Origin of the sequence: Paenalcaligenes hermetiae (assembly GCF_039543645.1) — a bacterium.
Taxonomy (GTDB): Bacteria; Pseudomonadota; Gammaproteobacteria; order Burkholderiales; family Burkholderiaceae_B; genus Paenalcaligenes; species Paenalcaligenes hermetiae.
The window spans coordinates 238,965-252,123 of record NZ_BAABKD010000002.1; the positions used below are offsets into that span (position 1 = coordinate 238,965).

Consider the following 13,159-nt stretch of genomic DNA (forward strand, 5'->3'; position numbering starts at 1 on the left):
TCATTTATTCATCTGTAGCGGGCATCGGCCCCTCTTCTGTATCTGTCGTCTCATCGTCGCTCTCATCATCATCGACATCAGACTCCACCACGCGATACACACCGGACAATTTACTGTTTTCGTCCACATTAATGAGTGTCACACCTTGGGTTGCGCGACCCATTTCACGAATTTCCTCAACACGAGTCCGTACCAATACGCCCGCATTAGTAATCAGCATGATCTCATCATTTTCATTGACCAACACCGCGCCAACCAAACTGCCATTACGGTCTGAGGTCTGGATGGCTATCATGCCCTTTGTGCCGCGCCCATGACGGGTGTACTCACTAATCGAAGTACGCTTACCAAAACCGTTTTCTGTCGCTGTCAGCACGGACTGGCTTTCATCATCAGCCACTAAAAGCGCAATCACTCGCTGCCCTTCATCAAGGTTCATACCACGCACACCCCGAGCTGTACGCCCCATTGGACGCACATCAGTCTCGCAGAAGCGCACCGCTTTACCCGCATCAGAGAACAGCATCACATCATGCTGACCAGCAGTGAGTTGTGCCCCGATCAAATAATCGCCCTCGTCTAAGCCAACAGCAATAATGCCGGCTTTGCGTGGATTCGAAAAATGTGACAAGGGGGTTTTTTTCACTGTGCCCTGTGAAGTAGCCATAAAGACATACTGGTCTTCGCTAAACTCTTTGACTGCCAAGACCACGGTGATTTTCTCCTCGGGCTCCAAGGGGAACATATTCACAATAGGACGACCACGTGAGTTGCGAGAACCTTGAGGGACCTCCCAGACTTTGAGCCAATACACACGGCCTCGGTCTGAAAAGCACAGCAAGTAATCATGTGTGTTCGCCACAAACAGGTAATCAATCCAATCATCCTCTTTCATGGTTGTTGCCTGTTTGCCCCGCCCGCCACGACGTTGGGCGCGGTATTCCGATAAGGGCTGACTCTTGATGTAGCCTTCGTGTGAAAGCGTCACCACCATATCCATGGGGGTAATCAAGTCCTCGGTGTCTAGCTCGGTCGCATTAAATTCAATTTCGGAGCGACGCTGGTCTTTTTCACCAGAGAATTCTTCTTTGAGAGCAACAAGCTCATCTGCAATAATCTGCGTCACACGCTCTGGGCGCGCGAGGATATCAAGCAGGTCCGCAATACGATCCATGACCTCTTTGTACTCGCCAACGATTTTATCTTGCTCTAAACCGGTAAGGCGCTGCAGACGCATATTCAGAATTTCTTGAGCCTGTGTTTCGCTCAGCCTGTACATGCCGTCTGCCTGTAAACCAAAGTGGTCCTCTAGATTATCCGGGCGATAGGCCAGGCGACCGCCAGGGATCTGACTTTGATCAGCACGCGCTAGCATATCGCGCACAATCTGGGCATCCCAGCTCCGTGCTAAGAGCTCACGACGTGCATCAGGGGGGGTGGGCGCAGCGCGAATGATACGAATAAACTCGTCAATATTGGCTAAAGCCACGGCTAGGCCTTCGAGCACATGACCACGCTCGCGCGCTCTGCGCAGCTGATACACTGTCCGCCGCGTGACGACTTCACGACGATGGAAAAGGAAATACTCTACCAGCTGCTTCAGGTTGAGTAAGCGCGGCTGGCCATCTACCAGCGCCACCATATTCATGCCAAAAGTTTCTTGGAGCTGGGTATTTTTATATAGGTTGTTTAAAACCACCTCGGGGACTTCGCCACGCTTGAGCTCAATGACTAAGCGCATACCGTCTTTGTCAGACTCATCGCGGATATCCGAAATCCCTTCGATTTTTTTCTCATTAACTAAATCGGCTATGCGCTCTTGTAGGGATTTTTTGTTGACTTGGTAGGGCAAGGCATCAATCACAATCGCCTGACGCGAGCCTTTTTCCATGTCCTCGAAATGCGCTTTTGCACGCATGACCACACGCCCTCGACCCGTACGATAGCCCTCGCGTACACCTGACATACCGTAAATGATGCCCCCTGTGGGAAAGTCAGGGGCAGGAATAAATTCGAACAGATCATCAACGGTACAATCTGGGTGACTCAAACAATATAAACAGCCATCGACTACCTCGGCCAAGTTATGTGGAGGGATATTTGTTGCCATCCCTACCGCAATTCCTGAACTACCGTTTACCAATAGATTAGGAAGACGGGAGGGTAATAAAGCAGGCTCTAACTCGCTACCGTCATAGTTAGGAACAAAATCCACGGTTTCCTGGTCGATATCTGCCAACATTTCATGAGAAATCTTGGCTAGACGGACCTCGGTATAACGCATAGCAGCTGCGCCATCACCATCGATAGAACCAAAGTTACCCTGCCCATCAACCAGCATATAACGCATGGAGAAGTCTTGGGCTAAGCGTACGATGGTGTCATAAACCGCCGAGTCCCCGTGCGGGTGGTATTTACCAATAACATCACCCACAATACGCGCTGATTTCTTATAAGCGCGGTTCCAGTCATTGTTGAGCTCATGCATCGCAAATAGAACGCGACGGTGTACGGGCTTTAAGCCATCACGTACATCCGGTAACGCACGCCCGACAATTACGCTCATGGCGTAATCAAGATAACTGCGACGCATTTCCTCTTCCAGAGAAATAGGAAGAGTCTCCTTAGCAAAGGAATCCATATTAATTTGTCTTTATAGATATGAGTTAAGCAATATGCAGGCCGATGAGGGCGAATAATAAATTCTACCATCACCCTATAGCCCTATTGTACTACCCCCTCATTTTGAAGAAAAAAAATGAGAATGTAGGCAAAAAGCACCAAAAAAAAGTGAATAAGTGTTCAGATTCTGATCAACACTTGCCTTGTTGCCTAAAACCAACAATAATGCCAGATATCGGCCATTATTAGGTCGATCTGCACGATATACCACCTCTGCGCTTAACGAACCGGACAGAAATGTCTTAACATTCTGGCTAACACGCATGAAACCCGACGCAGCGCTTGGACCACTCTTAGTGTTGCAAATTCGGTTCCGTTTTTATAAAACAAAGCGGCAGGGGTTCGCTGCGGTCACTTAACAGCATCAGCTCAAACGAGGAGAAACATGAATAAACCCTCCAAAATCGCACTTGCACTCGCCTTTGCGGCAGCCACAGCCACTGGTGCTGTGTCCGCACAGACCGGTGAAGTCAATAACTGGCAAAACTCTTTTGGCGACGTATGGAAAAACGGCACAAATGAATTGTGCTGGCGCAACAACTTCTGGACACCCGCTACCGGCATCGCAGGTTGTGACGGTGTGCCTGTAGCACAAGCTCCAGAAGCCCCTGTTGTTGCTCCTACTACAACCAAAGTGGTTCTAAACGCTGACACCTTCTTTGATTTCGACAAAGCCACATTGAAGCCTGAAGGTCGTCAAGTTCTAGATCAGGTTGCTGAGCAAGCCAACAGCATTGAACTTGAAACCTTGATCGCTACCGGTCACACCGACTCCACAGGTCCCGAAGCTTACAACCAAAAATTGTCTGAGCGTCGCGCTAACTCTGTAAAAGAGTACTTGGTATCTAAAGGTGTTCCTGCTGACCGTATCTACACCGAAGGTAAAGGTGAGCTAGAGCCTGTAGCTACTAACGCTACTCGCGAAGGCCGCGCCCAAAACCGTCGCGTAGAGATCGAAATCGTAGGTTCCCGTAAACAGTAATTCTCTGTTTCGCGTAACACGATACAATAAAGGCTCCTCTCTAGGAGCCTTTATTATTTTATAGGTCGGTATTATGTCTACGGTAAATGTTGATCCAACAGAAATTGAAAAATTCAGTGCTTTGGCCTCGAAATGGTGGGACCCTACCAGCGAATTTAAACCCCTACATGACATCAATCCTTTACGTCTTAACTGGATCAATGACACCGTAGGCGGGCTACAACAAAAAAAAGTGATTGATGTGGGCTGTGGCGGAGGCATTTTGGCTGAGTCCATGGCTCAACTTGGTGCAGACGTCACCGGAATAGATTTGGCTGAAAAATCGCTAAAAATAGCTCGCCTACATAGTTTGGAATCCGGCATCAAAGTCAATTACCAATACATTAGTGCCGAAGAAATGGCCGCCCAGCATACAGAGCAATTCGATGTAGTCACTTGCATGGAAATGCTTGAGCATGTTCCCAATCCAGCTTCTATTGTGCACGCCTGCGCGCGCTTGGTAAAACCCAATGGCTGGGTGATCTTTTCCACCCTAAACCGTAACCCAAAGTCCTTTTTATTTGCCATTATTGGCGCTGAATATTTATTAAACCTTGTCCCAAAAGGCACACATCACTACGAGTCGTTCATCAAGCCCAGCGAGCTCGCTCGCTCTGCACGCCAAGCGGGGTTAGCCATGCATCAACTCAAAGGGCTGGAATACAACCCTCTAAGCAAACATTATCGACTCAGTGACGATGGTAGCGTTAACTACCTCATGGCCACACAAAAAATCTCTACCTAAGCACATGGATACAAAAATGGTTTTGTTTGATTTTGATGGGACCTTAGTTGACTCCGCACCCGACCTGGCCAATAGTGCCAACTACCTGCGTCTTGAAAAAGGTTTAGCCCCTCTGCCTCTAGCGTATTTACGCCCCTACGCCTCTATGGGTGCGCGCGGGCTGTTAAAAGCAGCGCTTGATCTGGATATGGATCACCCCGATTTCGAGCCTCAAAAACAAATTTTCTTGGATCACTACGCAGCTAACTCCACTGTTCATAGTCAACTTTTTGAAGGGGTTGAGTCGCTCATCCAGCAGCTTGATGCCCACCGTATCCCTTGGGGGGTGGTCACCAACAAAGCACTGGGTTTAACCCTACCTATCATGCGTCATTTTGCCCTGTTAGAGCGTAGTACAGTAACCATAGGGGGCGATTGTACCCCCCACCTAAAACCGAATCCTGCCTCATTATTTTTAGCTTGTGAGCGTACAGGCGTAGCACCAGAACAGTGTGTGTATATCGGCGATGACGAAAGGGATATCGTCGCTGGTAAAGCGGCTGGCATGACAACCATGGTAGCGGCTTATGGATACTGTCATTTTGACCCGGCTATCCCTTCGTGGCAAGCCAACTGGGTAGCCAATCACGCCGATGATATTTTCCCTTTGCTTGAGCAACATTGGCTCTAAAGCAAAAAAAAAGCGATGGGGATTTGGTCCCATCGCTTTTTTTTAGATCAAACTCAACCTACGCATGCTGGTCTTGGTGCATAGATGCCGCCGCGGTAAACAATACGTCGGTCGACGAGTTCAGTGCTGTTTCTGCGGAGTCCTGCAATACGCCAATAATAAAACCCACACCGACAATCTGCATGGCCACATCGTTGGACATACCAAACAAGCTTGCGGCTAAAGGAATTAGCAGCAATGATCCACCTGCTACCCCTGAGGCCCCACACGCCGCTATAGCCGCTACAACACTTAACAACAATGCGGTGCCAATATCCACAGAAATACCCAAAGTATTTACAGCCGCTAAGGTAAGCACAGTAATTGTGATCGCGGCTCCTCCCATATTGATGGTCGCACCTAAAGGAATAGATACCGAATAAATATCCTCGTTTAAACCCAGTTTTTTAGACAGGTTCATATTAACGGGAATATTCGCCGCCGAGCTACGAGTAAAGAATGCAGTGACGCCACTTTCTTTTAAGCAAGTAAATACTAACGGATACGGATTACGACGAATTTGCGTCCATACAATCAATGGGTTGACCACCAAAGCCACAACCAGCATACACCCTAGTAAAATCGCTAATAACCGAGCGTAATCCCACAACACGCTAAACCCTGTCGTGGCAATCGTACCGGCGACTAAGCCAAAAATCCCCAAGGGAGCAAAACGAATCACTAATCGCACCACAAAAGACACCGCATCGCTTAGGTGTCGCGCCACCTCTTTGGTGGAGTCACTGGCATTGCGCAGTGCAATACCCAACGCAATGGCCCACGCTAAAATCCCCATATAGTTCGCATTTAAAATGGCCCCTACGGGATTATCAACAATGTTTAATAAAACAGTTAGTAAAACATCACCAATATTGTCAGGGGGGTTTAAGCTTTCTGTGGTGGTTTGCAACTGAATGGAGACCGGAAAGATAAAGCTCACCACAACGGCTAGCAGCGCCGCTAAAAATGTGCCCACCAAATACAACGCCACCACCCGCCCCATATTACTTTTACTACCCTGGCGGTGATTCGCAATGGAGGATAGAACCAAAATAAACACCAATACAGGGGCGACCGATTTTAAGGCTTTAACAAATAAGTCCCCCAATAAAGCGACCGACTTTGCCGCCTCGGGTAGAAAAAACGCAAACACAACCCCAGCCACTAAGCCCAAGGCAATTTGACTTACTAGACTACCGTGCTTGATATAACGCATCAGCGGTCCATGATCAGCTGACGTACTCATGTACAGCTCCCTTTTTATGGATAGATAAATAATGAAAAATAATACTATTTTTATCAGTTAGGAGGCATAGTACACCAATCTTCTTAGACATCTGGAGTTTTTTCCCGTATAATGGAATCTTAAACTGCTAAATGAACACTTGGGGCCGATCTGGCTTCGACGTGGGTCACGAAACAGAGCAGGGCATGTCGAGCACCAGTTCGCTCGTAAATCCACTGGAAAACTATAAACGCCAACGATGAGCGTTTCGCTCTAGCCGCTTAATAACCGGTCTTTAGAGCCGCTGCACTAGTTTGTCTTTGGGCTAGGTTAGGTTTCTAACAGCAGCGTCATATTACAAAGAATCGGTCTGGTTCGGGCCACACGAACTTAGACCTAAAATTATGTGGATCGCCAAAAGATGGCCTGTCGAATGGCATGGCTTGCGGCTAAAACTTAAAATTATTCGACTACACATGTAGAACTGCCTGCGGAGGGCTTGCGGACGGGGGTTCAATTCCCCCCGGCTCCACCAAGTATTCCCAATAAAACCAACTGCTTCAGTTGGTTTTTTTGTTTTAGCCTTTATAAAAGCAGCCAAATCCCCCCAGCCCCTGCCAAAAAAGGCCCAAAAGGAATGGCAGCGGGGACACGTTTTTGTAGCAAGCGCGCTCCCACCACAAACAGCAACCCTAATACCGAAGCGGTAAATAACAAATAAGGTAAAGCATATAATCCGCATAATGCACCTAAAGCTGCTAATAACTTCATATCACCCCCACCTAAACCCGGCTGATTTTTTAATTGGCTATACGCGGCATTCAACCCATATAAAAAAACATAGCCGACAACCGCTCCTAAAATCGCTTGATCCGGTGGAACAAACCACGATTGGCTATTCACCAATAAGCCAAGCCATAATAAAGTCAGGGTCCAGCGATCAGGCAAAAAGCCCGTTAGTGCATCAAAATAAGCTAACTGATATAAACCAAAAATAAAAACAATCGTAATAGCAACCGTCAAAGGAAACGGATCTCGTACGAGCGAGATCAACAATAAAAAAAACAACCCCCAATAAGGGTATGCTGAAAGCGGTTGGGCTAGCCAGCCTTGTTCAAAAAAGGCTTGCCCTACACGGCGCCACTCTTTGGCTAAACACATAACTAACACAATCGCCTGTATCCCGACCGCCCCCCAAACCAAAAACGACGCCTCCATCATGGTAGACGCTGCAAAGCGTGTTTAGGTAAAGGCACAGGATGAGCGGGCATTAAAATCGACTGTGTCTGACCTTGCTGTTCGATCTGTATGCGATCAGCCTCAACTTTAGTCAAATAAACCCCCTGCGCAATTAGCTCCCCTTCTTTATAAACACGCGGCTCACTTGCATCCACCCGCAAAATAGCCGTGCCCCGCGTCGGCGCTGAGTGAATCACACCCAGCAGCTGCACTCGTACCGGTGCTCCCTGTGTTCCAAACCAAGCACTGACGGTGTCTTCTGCTCGGGACGCATGGGGCGCTGGATGTAAAAAACGGGTTACCAACAAAGGCGTAGGTGCCCAAAAATGGGCGACTCCGTAACCTAAAGCCATCGCAATCGCGACCTGACTACCTCGTTTAGATAAAACCTGCCATAAATTTGAAATGTAGCGCAGATACACTCTACTCATTCCTTCTTCTAAGTATTTAGCAGCCATGCTGCCCGTTAGGGGTAAGGAGCTTTATTTTGTCACGCCTTGGTGTCCTTTATGTGACATTTTCTTTTTTATTAATTGTTTGCAATGTCATCACACTCTTCTCAAGCGGTAGCCTCTCAATCACAACGGGGTTTTTCTTTAATTGAAATTATGGTGGTCATCGTGATCATGGGTATTATGGCCGCTCTCGTCGTGCCAAATTTACTAAATCGCCCTGACCAAGCCCGTGCTATTGCGGCAAAACAAGATATTCTTGCTATCAGCCAAGCTCTAAAGTTATATCGCCTAGATAACGGTCGATACCCTACCACCGAACAAGGGTTAGACGCCCTGCAAACCAAACCAACCATTCCACCTGTTCCCCACAACTGGCAGCCTTATTTAGATCGTTTACCCATGGACCCATGGGGAAACCCATATCATTACCTAAACCCCGGTGTACATGGTGAGGTAGATGTGTTCTCTTTTGGGGCAGACGGTGTCGCTGGTGGAGAGGGCGTTAATAGCGATATTGGGTCGTGGCAATAATATTGCGATGCATCAGCAAGGGTTTTCGATTCTGGAGGTCTTAGTAGTACTCGTCATTATCAGTATTACTGCCATGGTTGGTATGAGTTATATGCCCCAATCCAGTACCAATAGCTTACATGCTGATGGCATTCGGCTCACTCAACTGTTTACTCTTGCTCAAAACTATGCCCACCAGCAAGGGGTAAACATGATTTGGCAACCCGAGTCCCAAGGTTTTACTTTTACTCTAACCGATGCCAACACCAAAACACTTCCCACCCCTTTACTGCCCCAATCCTGGCTGAGTCCTCGTCCGGTGCAAGTCAGTATAGAGCCCGCACATGAGGTAGTGCGGTTTAACGCGCATTGGCTACGCGCCCCTTATACCGTAATCCTGGATAACGGGATCGATCGTTTACGCATTCAAAAAGATCCCTATGGTAGCTATGAGGTGCTGTATCAATGAAAAGAGAACGCGGTTATACACTTGTCGAGGTATTAATTGCTCTGGCTATTGTTAGCGTTGCGATCACAGCAGTTTTTCATGCACTACAAGTCAGTACGCATAGCAGCCGCCAAGTGGGACTACGTAGCTTGGCCCTACATGCGGCTCAAAACACGCTGGCTGAACTCTATTTACAGCGAGCATTTCCACAACCTGGACTTAGCACAAAAGCGTGCCCATTAGGTCCATATGCCTTTTCTTGTGAAATTGAAAGTAAAAAAACTATGCATGCTCAATTTCGCCAAATAACCATTCGAGTGCACTTGGAAAATGAGCCCAATGCCTTGAGTACTTTATATGGAACCTTAGCGCGTACACGATGAATGAACGTGGTTTTACTCTTATTGAGGTTCTCATTGTCTTATTTATTATGTCTATTTTAAGCGTTTTATCTTGGCAAGCACTAGATCATGTCGATCGCGCTAAACAACGTCTGGATCGCTCCCAGACACAAATCAATGCAATTCAGGCCGTACTGCAACAGCTAGAGTACGATCTGCAAAATCATGCCAATTTATCGCTTTATCTGGAAAATCGCCCCGCTTTACCTTTTAGTGCCAACCAACCTTGGGAACTGCATGGTATCCATTGGGAGCAAACTGAAACCGCCTCTACTCTATATATTTTGCAAGCCATTGATCAACAATGGCAATGGGTGCAATGGACCTTTAAAGATCAAAAACTTTACCGTGATGAGGCAACTGCTGGCATCGAGCTACCCCTTGCGCAGAGCCAGCCACACTTTGTTGCTTTACCCGCTGTCCACGACTTTCAAATTCAAGCATGGATTCCAGCCCGGGGGTGGCAAACCCCGCCTTTACTCAGCCAACGGCGTGCTACAGGCGTGGAAATCCAGTTAACTCAACAGCAAAACGAACAACGCTTCACTTATCGTAAAGTGGTGGTGCTGCCATGAGCCTTTACTCTATCCAACAACAAGGCTTAGCGGTCATCAATGCCTTAGTCATTGTCATGGCTACCAGCCTCATTGCGGTCAGCTTATTAGAAAAACAAAGCCAACAAACTGAACGACTCATTGCCGAACAAGAGCGTAGTCAGGCTGTTTGGCTGCTGCGCGGCGGACTCGACTGGGTACAACAACTTTTGCAAATCGAGGGTCGCCGCAGTCCGATCACTACTACCAGTGGAGTGCTTGCACAACGCCTTCAAAACCTAACCATTGAGGCCATAGAGGGCACAGAGTCCGCCTTATTTTCTGGTTATATTGAAGACGAGCAAAGCAAGTTTAATCTATTACGCCTGGTATCAGCCCAAGCAATTGATTCACAGCAAGTGGCTCAACTTGAACAGCTCTTTATGTGGATAGATTTACCTCAGACACTCGCTAAAGCATTTGCGCAACAGCTTCTAGGTAGTTATCAAACGTCTTCTCACTCTCCCAGTCAACTTGCGGGACGTCGTCCGACAGAGCTGGCAGCCGCTGCCTCACTGAGTTCTGAGCAACGTACTCGTCTTAACCAGTACTGCACCTTATTACCCCCTCAGACCAAGCTCAATATCAATACGGCCTCGGCAGAAGTGCTCGCCGCCTCTATTCCTACACTGAGTTTGGCTGAAGCCACCCAGCTAGTCCGTGACCGAGATCAGGGAAATTGGTTTATGTCGACCTCACAGTTTTTGCAACGCTTACCCAGCGCAGAACACGACACATTAAAAAAAGTAGAGCTTAAAAGCCAGTGGTTTGTAGTGCATGGCGAAATTCAGCGTGGTGCTACCCATGTACGCCAGCAAGCATTACTGCACCGTCAGTCCAATCAAACCTCTATTGTTTGGGTTCAATAATGCGCACACATCTTCGGTTACAACTTCCTCGATTACAAACACTAACCGTGCAACAGCCTCTTGCTTTTGCCATTGTTGATCGTCGCCGTCAGCTACAACAAGAAGGCCACATGCCCTTGTCGCAGCTTTTACGGCAGTTTTCACACCTACCCTTTGTCTGTTGGCTCGCAGAAGGGGATGCCATCACCACCCAGCTAACCCTACCTCCACTTAAAAAATCGCAACGCGAGACCGCAATACGCAGTCGCTTACAAAGTATGCTTTTGCAGCCCTACGATTGTTATGTAGTGAGTTGGGAAGAATCCTCTCCTGGCAATTACCAAGTGAGCTGGGCCTTAAAAAAAACCTTGCAGTCTTTACTCCAGCCGTTACAACAAGCCGCTATATCTCGGATTCAGCTGATTCCTAGCACCGAGGAAAATCACGCTAACTGGCGTACGGAACCCTTACCTAAGACAAATTTGTTTTTTTTCTTGGATAGCCAGGCGACTTCAAGCGCAATGTGGCCTTGGCTAAAGTGGCCCCTGCTTGCAACAGTAGTCTGGTGGAGCAGCGTGGCATTGGGTCAATATAAAGTCAAGCACTATACCCACGCTTTACAACAAAGCAATATCGAACTTGTTCAAAGGACATTTCCCCACCTCCCTCTTGTTATTAACCCTTTAGCTCAAGCTAAACAAGCACTGCAACAACAAGAGGAGGCTCATTCTCATCAACCTAATTCAGCAAGCTTAATTTGGCTATTAGAGCGCATCAGCGAGCTCGCCCCCGAGCTCAACGATAACGTGCGTGCGTTGCAATATGAAAATCAACGCTTACAGCTCACACTGACTGAACCTTTGACAAGCCTCTTCACAACACCATCATGGCAACAACTACAAGACCAAGCGGCCGCTCAACAAATCGTTGTGCTTGATGATGAGACAAACCCTGTGGCTCTATGGATAGAAATGCGTATGGAGCAAAACCATGAGTAAACATCAATGGTTACAGCAAATACGTCAGCATTTACAGCACTATCATGCTTTACTCTGGCAAACACGCACCCCACAAGAAAAGCGTGCTTTGCGCTGGGGTGCCGTCGCTTTGCTGATCCTACTTGGGGTTTGGCAGCTACAGGCGCAACAACAACAAACACAACAGCTCCATCAACGCCTACAAACAGCCGTAAAAGAACGGGAGCAGCTGCTACACATCCAGCACCAAGCTACTCAGATCGTGCCTCGCCGCTACACATACTCGGTTGAAGAGCAGCACCAAGCCTTAGCACAAAGTCTCGCGACGGAATCCTTGAGTGCTTATATGAGGTTTGCCGACAAAGATAAAAAAGCAGCGCCCCCCTGGCATATACAGGTCGACGCCATGCCTGCGACATTACTTACTCAATGGCTTTTTCATACCCCCACGCAACTGCAACTTCACGTCTCCCATTTACACCTGCAACGCAGTCAAAAAGAGGGGCGAGAGCAAGCCGCGCTTTTATCGGGTCAGATTCATTTACAACCGCAGGAGCAACCATGAAAACGTGGCTCTACCGTGGTTTTTTACTCCTTGTCGCAATTATGAGCTTCGTGTTTTTTCTGCCAGCAAGTTGGATGCAATACGCAATACCAAAAAACAGCCCTATTCAACTTAGCCAACCCTCTGGCCGCTGGTGGCAAGGCAGCGCCTACCTTACGCTTGGCTCCTATGCGCCCACAACACTACCACAACCTCTGCGCTGGCACTGGCAGTGGCAAGGGTTACCCCAGCTTGTCTGGAATCATCCCACCTTAAACCCTCAGCAAGGTGCTCTAAGCTGGCGCGGCAGTCACTGGACGCTAGCTCAACAATCCTTGATTTTGCCGGCAACCAGCCTACGTGCCTTTCATGCTTTGTTCGATACGCTCAGCCCACAGGGTGATATCACACTACATTGGCCTACGCTCAAGCTGAGCTATCCCTTGCAACTTCGTGACACTTTAACACTGACTTGGCAAGAGGCTGCCACCTCTTTAAGCCCTATTCGTCCTTTAGGTACTTATCAGTTACAAGTGCACCCACAGACCCCTCAACATATAGAAATAAAACTAAGCAGCATCTCCGGCCCGCTTTCCTTAGTTGGCCAAGGTGACTGGCGCCCCTCATCTGGATGGCATTTCCAAGGTGAGGCTTATAGCACTGAAGAGATGGCCGACTCTTTACACGAACTATTAACGCTGTTAGGTCCTATGCAAAACGGGCGGGCCCAACTTCGTTTTCCTTATTAATTTTTGTTGTCCC

General features: G+C 48.0%; 15 protein-coding genes and 1 other RNA gene. 12 read left to right on the forward strand and 4 right to left on the reverse strand.

Annotation, left to right across the window (positions count from 1 at the left end; genetic code table 11):
- Positions 1 to 4 precede the first annotated feature (4 nt).
- Positions 5 to 2,641, reverse strand: a complete 2,637-nt coding sequence (gene gyrA, locus ABD980_RS02765) for a DNA gyrase subunit A (protein WP_260650364.1) — start codon at positions 2,639 to 2,641, stop codon at positions 5 to 7.
- Between the two features lie 426 nt (positions 2,642 to 3,067).
- Here gyrA and ompA point away from each other — a divergent pair, with 426 nt between their 5' ends.
- The 3 genes from ompA to ABD980_RS02780 all read left to right on the forward strand — a co-directional run bounded on the left by ompA (position 3,068) and on the right by ABD980_RS02780 (position 5,118).
- Positions 3,068 to 3,664, forward strand: coding sequence for an outer membrane protein OmpA (gene ompA / locus ABD980_RS02770; RefSeq protein WP_260650363.1), 597 nt, complete (start codon positions 3,068 to 3,070; stop codon positions 3,662 to 3,664).
- 73 nt (positions 3,665 to 3,737) lie between these two features.
- Positions 3,738 to 4,448, forward strand: coding sequence for a bifunctional 2-polyprenyl-6-hydroxyphenol methylase/3-demethylubiquinol 3-O-methyltransferase UbiG (ubiG, locus tag ABD980_RS02775; RefSeq protein WP_345369433.1), 711 nt, complete (start codon positions 3,738 to 3,740; stop codon positions 4,446 to 4,448).
- A gap of 16 nt (positions 4,449 to 4,464) precedes the next feature.
- The gene (locus ABD980_RS02780) at positions 4,465 to 5,118 is read left to right on the forward strand and encodes an HAD-IA family hydrolase (protein WP_345369435.1); all 654 of its coding nucleotides are present in this window, start codon (positions 4,465 to 4,467) and stop codon (positions 5,116 to 5,118) included.
- Between the two features lie 58 nt (positions 5,119 to 5,176).
- Here the strand turns inward: ABD980_RS02780 and sstT are convergent, their stop codons facing one another.
- Positions 5,177 to 6,403 carry a serine/threonine transporter SstT gene (gene sstT, locus ABD980_RS02785; RefSeq protein WP_345369437.1) on the reverse strand — a complete coding sequence of 409 codons (1,227 nt, stop codon included), beginning with the start codon at positions 6,401 to 6,403 and terminating at the stop codon, positions 5,177 to 5,179.
- A gap of 141 nt (positions 6,404 to 6,544) precedes the next feature.
- On the opposite strand from sstT, the gene ssrA reads away from it, so the two are divergent.
- Positions 6,545 to 6,917: a transfer-messenger RNA gene (ssrA, locus tag ABD980_RS02790) on the forward strand.
- Between the two features lie 50 nt (positions 6,918 to 6,967).
- On the opposite strand, the gene ABD980_RS02795 is transcribed toward ssrA, so the two are convergent.
- Positions 6,968 to 7,603 (reverse strand): prepilin peptidase, encoded by a 636-nt coding sequence (locus ABD980_RS02795; protein WP_345369439.1) that lies wholly within the window; start codon positions 7,601 to 7,603, stop codon positions 6,968 to 6,970.
- Positions 7,600 to 8,079, reverse strand: a complete 480-nt coding sequence (locus ABD980_RS02800) for a type II secretion system protein N (RefSeq protein WP_345369441.1) — start codon at positions 8,077 to 8,079, stop codon at positions 7,600 to 7,602. Before ABD980_RS02800 ends, ABD980_RS02795 begins: the two co-directional genes overlap by 4 nt.
- Before the next feature lie 84 nt (positions 8,080 to 8,163).
- On the opposite strand from ABD980_RS02800, the gene gspG reads away from it, so the two are divergent.
- Genes gspG through ABD980_RS02840 form a run of 8 tightly spaced genes read left to right on the forward strand, consistent with a single transcriptional unit; the run spans position 8,164 to position 13,146 of the window.
- Positions 8,164 to 8,607 (forward strand): type II secretion system major pseudopilin GspG, encoded by a 444-nt coding sequence (gene gspG, locus ABD980_RS02805; RefSeq protein ID WP_300647011.1) that lies wholly within the window; start codon positions 8,164 to 8,166, stop codon positions 8,605 to 8,607.
- Positions 8,534 to 9,055, forward strand: a complete 522-nt coding sequence (locus ABD980_RS02810) for a prepilin-type N-terminal cleavage/methylation domain-containing protein (RefSeq protein ID WP_345369444.1) — start codon at positions 8,534 to 8,536, stop codon at positions 9,053 to 9,055. The genes gspG and ABD980_RS02810 overlap by 74 nt, the downstream gene beginning before the upstream one ends.
- Positions 9,052 to 9,417, forward strand: a complete 366-nt coding sequence (gspI, locus tag ABD980_RS02815; RefSeq protein ID WP_345369446.1) for a type II secretion system minor pseudopilin GspI — start codon at positions 9,052 to 9,054, stop codon at positions 9,415 to 9,417. The genes ABD980_RS02810 and gspI overlap by 4 nt, the downstream gene beginning before the upstream one ends.
- The gene (locus ABD980_RS02820; protein ID WP_260650354.1) at positions 9,414 to 10,010 is read left to right on the forward strand and encodes a PulJ/GspJ family protein; all 597 of its coding nucleotides are present in this window, start codon (positions 9,414 to 9,416) and stop codon (positions 10,008 to 10,010) included. The genes gspI and ABD980_RS02820 overlap by 4 nt, the downstream gene beginning before the upstream one ends.
- Positions 10,007 to 10,897: a type II secretion system minor pseudopilin GspK gene (gene gspK / locus ABD980_RS02825; RefSeq protein ID WP_300647013.1), complete on the forward strand. Its 891-nt coding sequence runs from the start codon at positions 10,007 to 10,009 to the stop codon at positions 10,895 to 10,897. The genes ABD980_RS02820 and gspK overlap by 4 nt, the downstream gene beginning before the upstream one ends.
- Positions 10,897 to 11,874, forward strand: a complete 978-nt coding sequence (locus ABD980_RS02830) for a GspL/Epsl periplasmic domain-containing protein (RefSeq protein WP_345369449.1) — start codon at positions 10,897 to 10,899, stop codon at positions 11,872 to 11,874. The genes gspK and ABD980_RS02830 overlap by 1 nt, the downstream gene beginning before the upstream one ends.
- Positions 11,867 to 12,418 (forward strand): type II secretion system protein GspM, encoded by a 552-nt coding sequence (gene gspM / locus ABD980_RS02835; protein WP_345369451.1) that lies wholly within the window; start codon positions 11,867 to 11,869, stop codon positions 12,416 to 12,418. The genes ABD980_RS02830 and gspM overlap by 8 nt, the downstream gene beginning before the upstream one ends.
- Positions 12,415 to 13,146, forward strand: a complete 732-nt coding sequence (locus tag ABD980_RS02840) for a type II secretion system protein N (RefSeq protein WP_300647017.1) — start codon at positions 12,415 to 12,417, stop codon at positions 13,144 to 13,146. The genes gspM and ABD980_RS02840 overlap by 4 nt, the downstream gene beginning before the upstream one ends.
- The last annotated feature ends 13 nt before the right edge of the window (positions 13,147 to 13,159 follow it).

Coding starts and splice junctions, on each gene's coding strand:
- ABD980_RS02810 (WP_345369444.1), top strand. CDS start 8,534: ATGTGTTCTCTTTTGGGGCAGACGGTGTCGCTGGTGGAGAGGGCGTTA.
- ABD980_RS02795 (WP_345369439.1), bottom strand. CDS start 7,603: ATGATGGAGGCGTCGTTTTTGGTTTGGGGGGCGGTCGGGATACAGGCG.
- ubiG (WP_345369433.1), top strand. CDS start 3,738: ATGTCTACGGTAAATGTTGATCCAACAGAAATTGAAAAATTCAGTGCT.
- gspM (WP_345369451.1), top strand. CDS start 11,867: ATGAGTAAACATCAATGGTTACAGCAAATACGTCAGCATTTACAGCAC.
- ABD980_RS02820 (WP_260650354.1), top strand. CDS start 9,414: ATGAATGAACGTGGTTTTACTCTTATTGAGGTTCTCATTGTCTTATTT.
- ABD980_RS02830 (WP_345369449.1), top strand. CDS start 10,897: ATGCGCACACATCTTCGGTTACAACTTCCTCGATTACAAACACTAACC.
- ABD980_RS02800 (WP_345369441.1), bottom strand. CDS start 8,079: ATGGCTGCTAAATACTTAGAAGAAGGAATGAGTAGAGTGTATCTGCGC.
- ABD980_RS02780 (WP_345369435.1), top strand. CDS start 4,465: ATGGTTTTGTTTGATTTTGATGGGACCTTAGTTGACTCCGCACCCGAC.
- gspK (WP_300647013.1), top strand. CDS start 10,007: ATGAGCCTTTACTCTATCCAACAACAAGGCTTAGCGGTCATCAATGCC.
- ompA (WP_260650363.1), top strand. CDS start 3,068: ATGAATAAACCCTCCAAAATCGCACTTGCACTCGCCTTTGCGGCAGCC.
- gyrA (WP_260650364.1), bottom strand. CDS start 2,641: ATGGATTCCTTTGCTAAGGAGACTCTTCCTATTTCTCTGGAAGAGGAA.
- ABD980_RS02840 (WP_300647017.1), top strand. CDS start 12,415: ATGAAAACGTGGCTCTACCGTGGTTTTTTACTCCTTGTCGCAATTATG.
- gspG (WP_300647011.1), top strand. CDS start 8,164: ATGTCATCACACTCTTCTCAAGCGGTAGCCTCTCAATCACAACGGGGT.
- sstT (WP_345369437.1), bottom strand. CDS start 6,403: ATGAGTACGTCAGCTGATCATGGACCGCTGATGCGTTATATCAAGCAC.
- gspI (WP_345369446.1), top strand. CDS start 9,052: ATGAAAAGAGAACGCGGTTATACACTTGTCGAGGTATTAATTGCTCTG.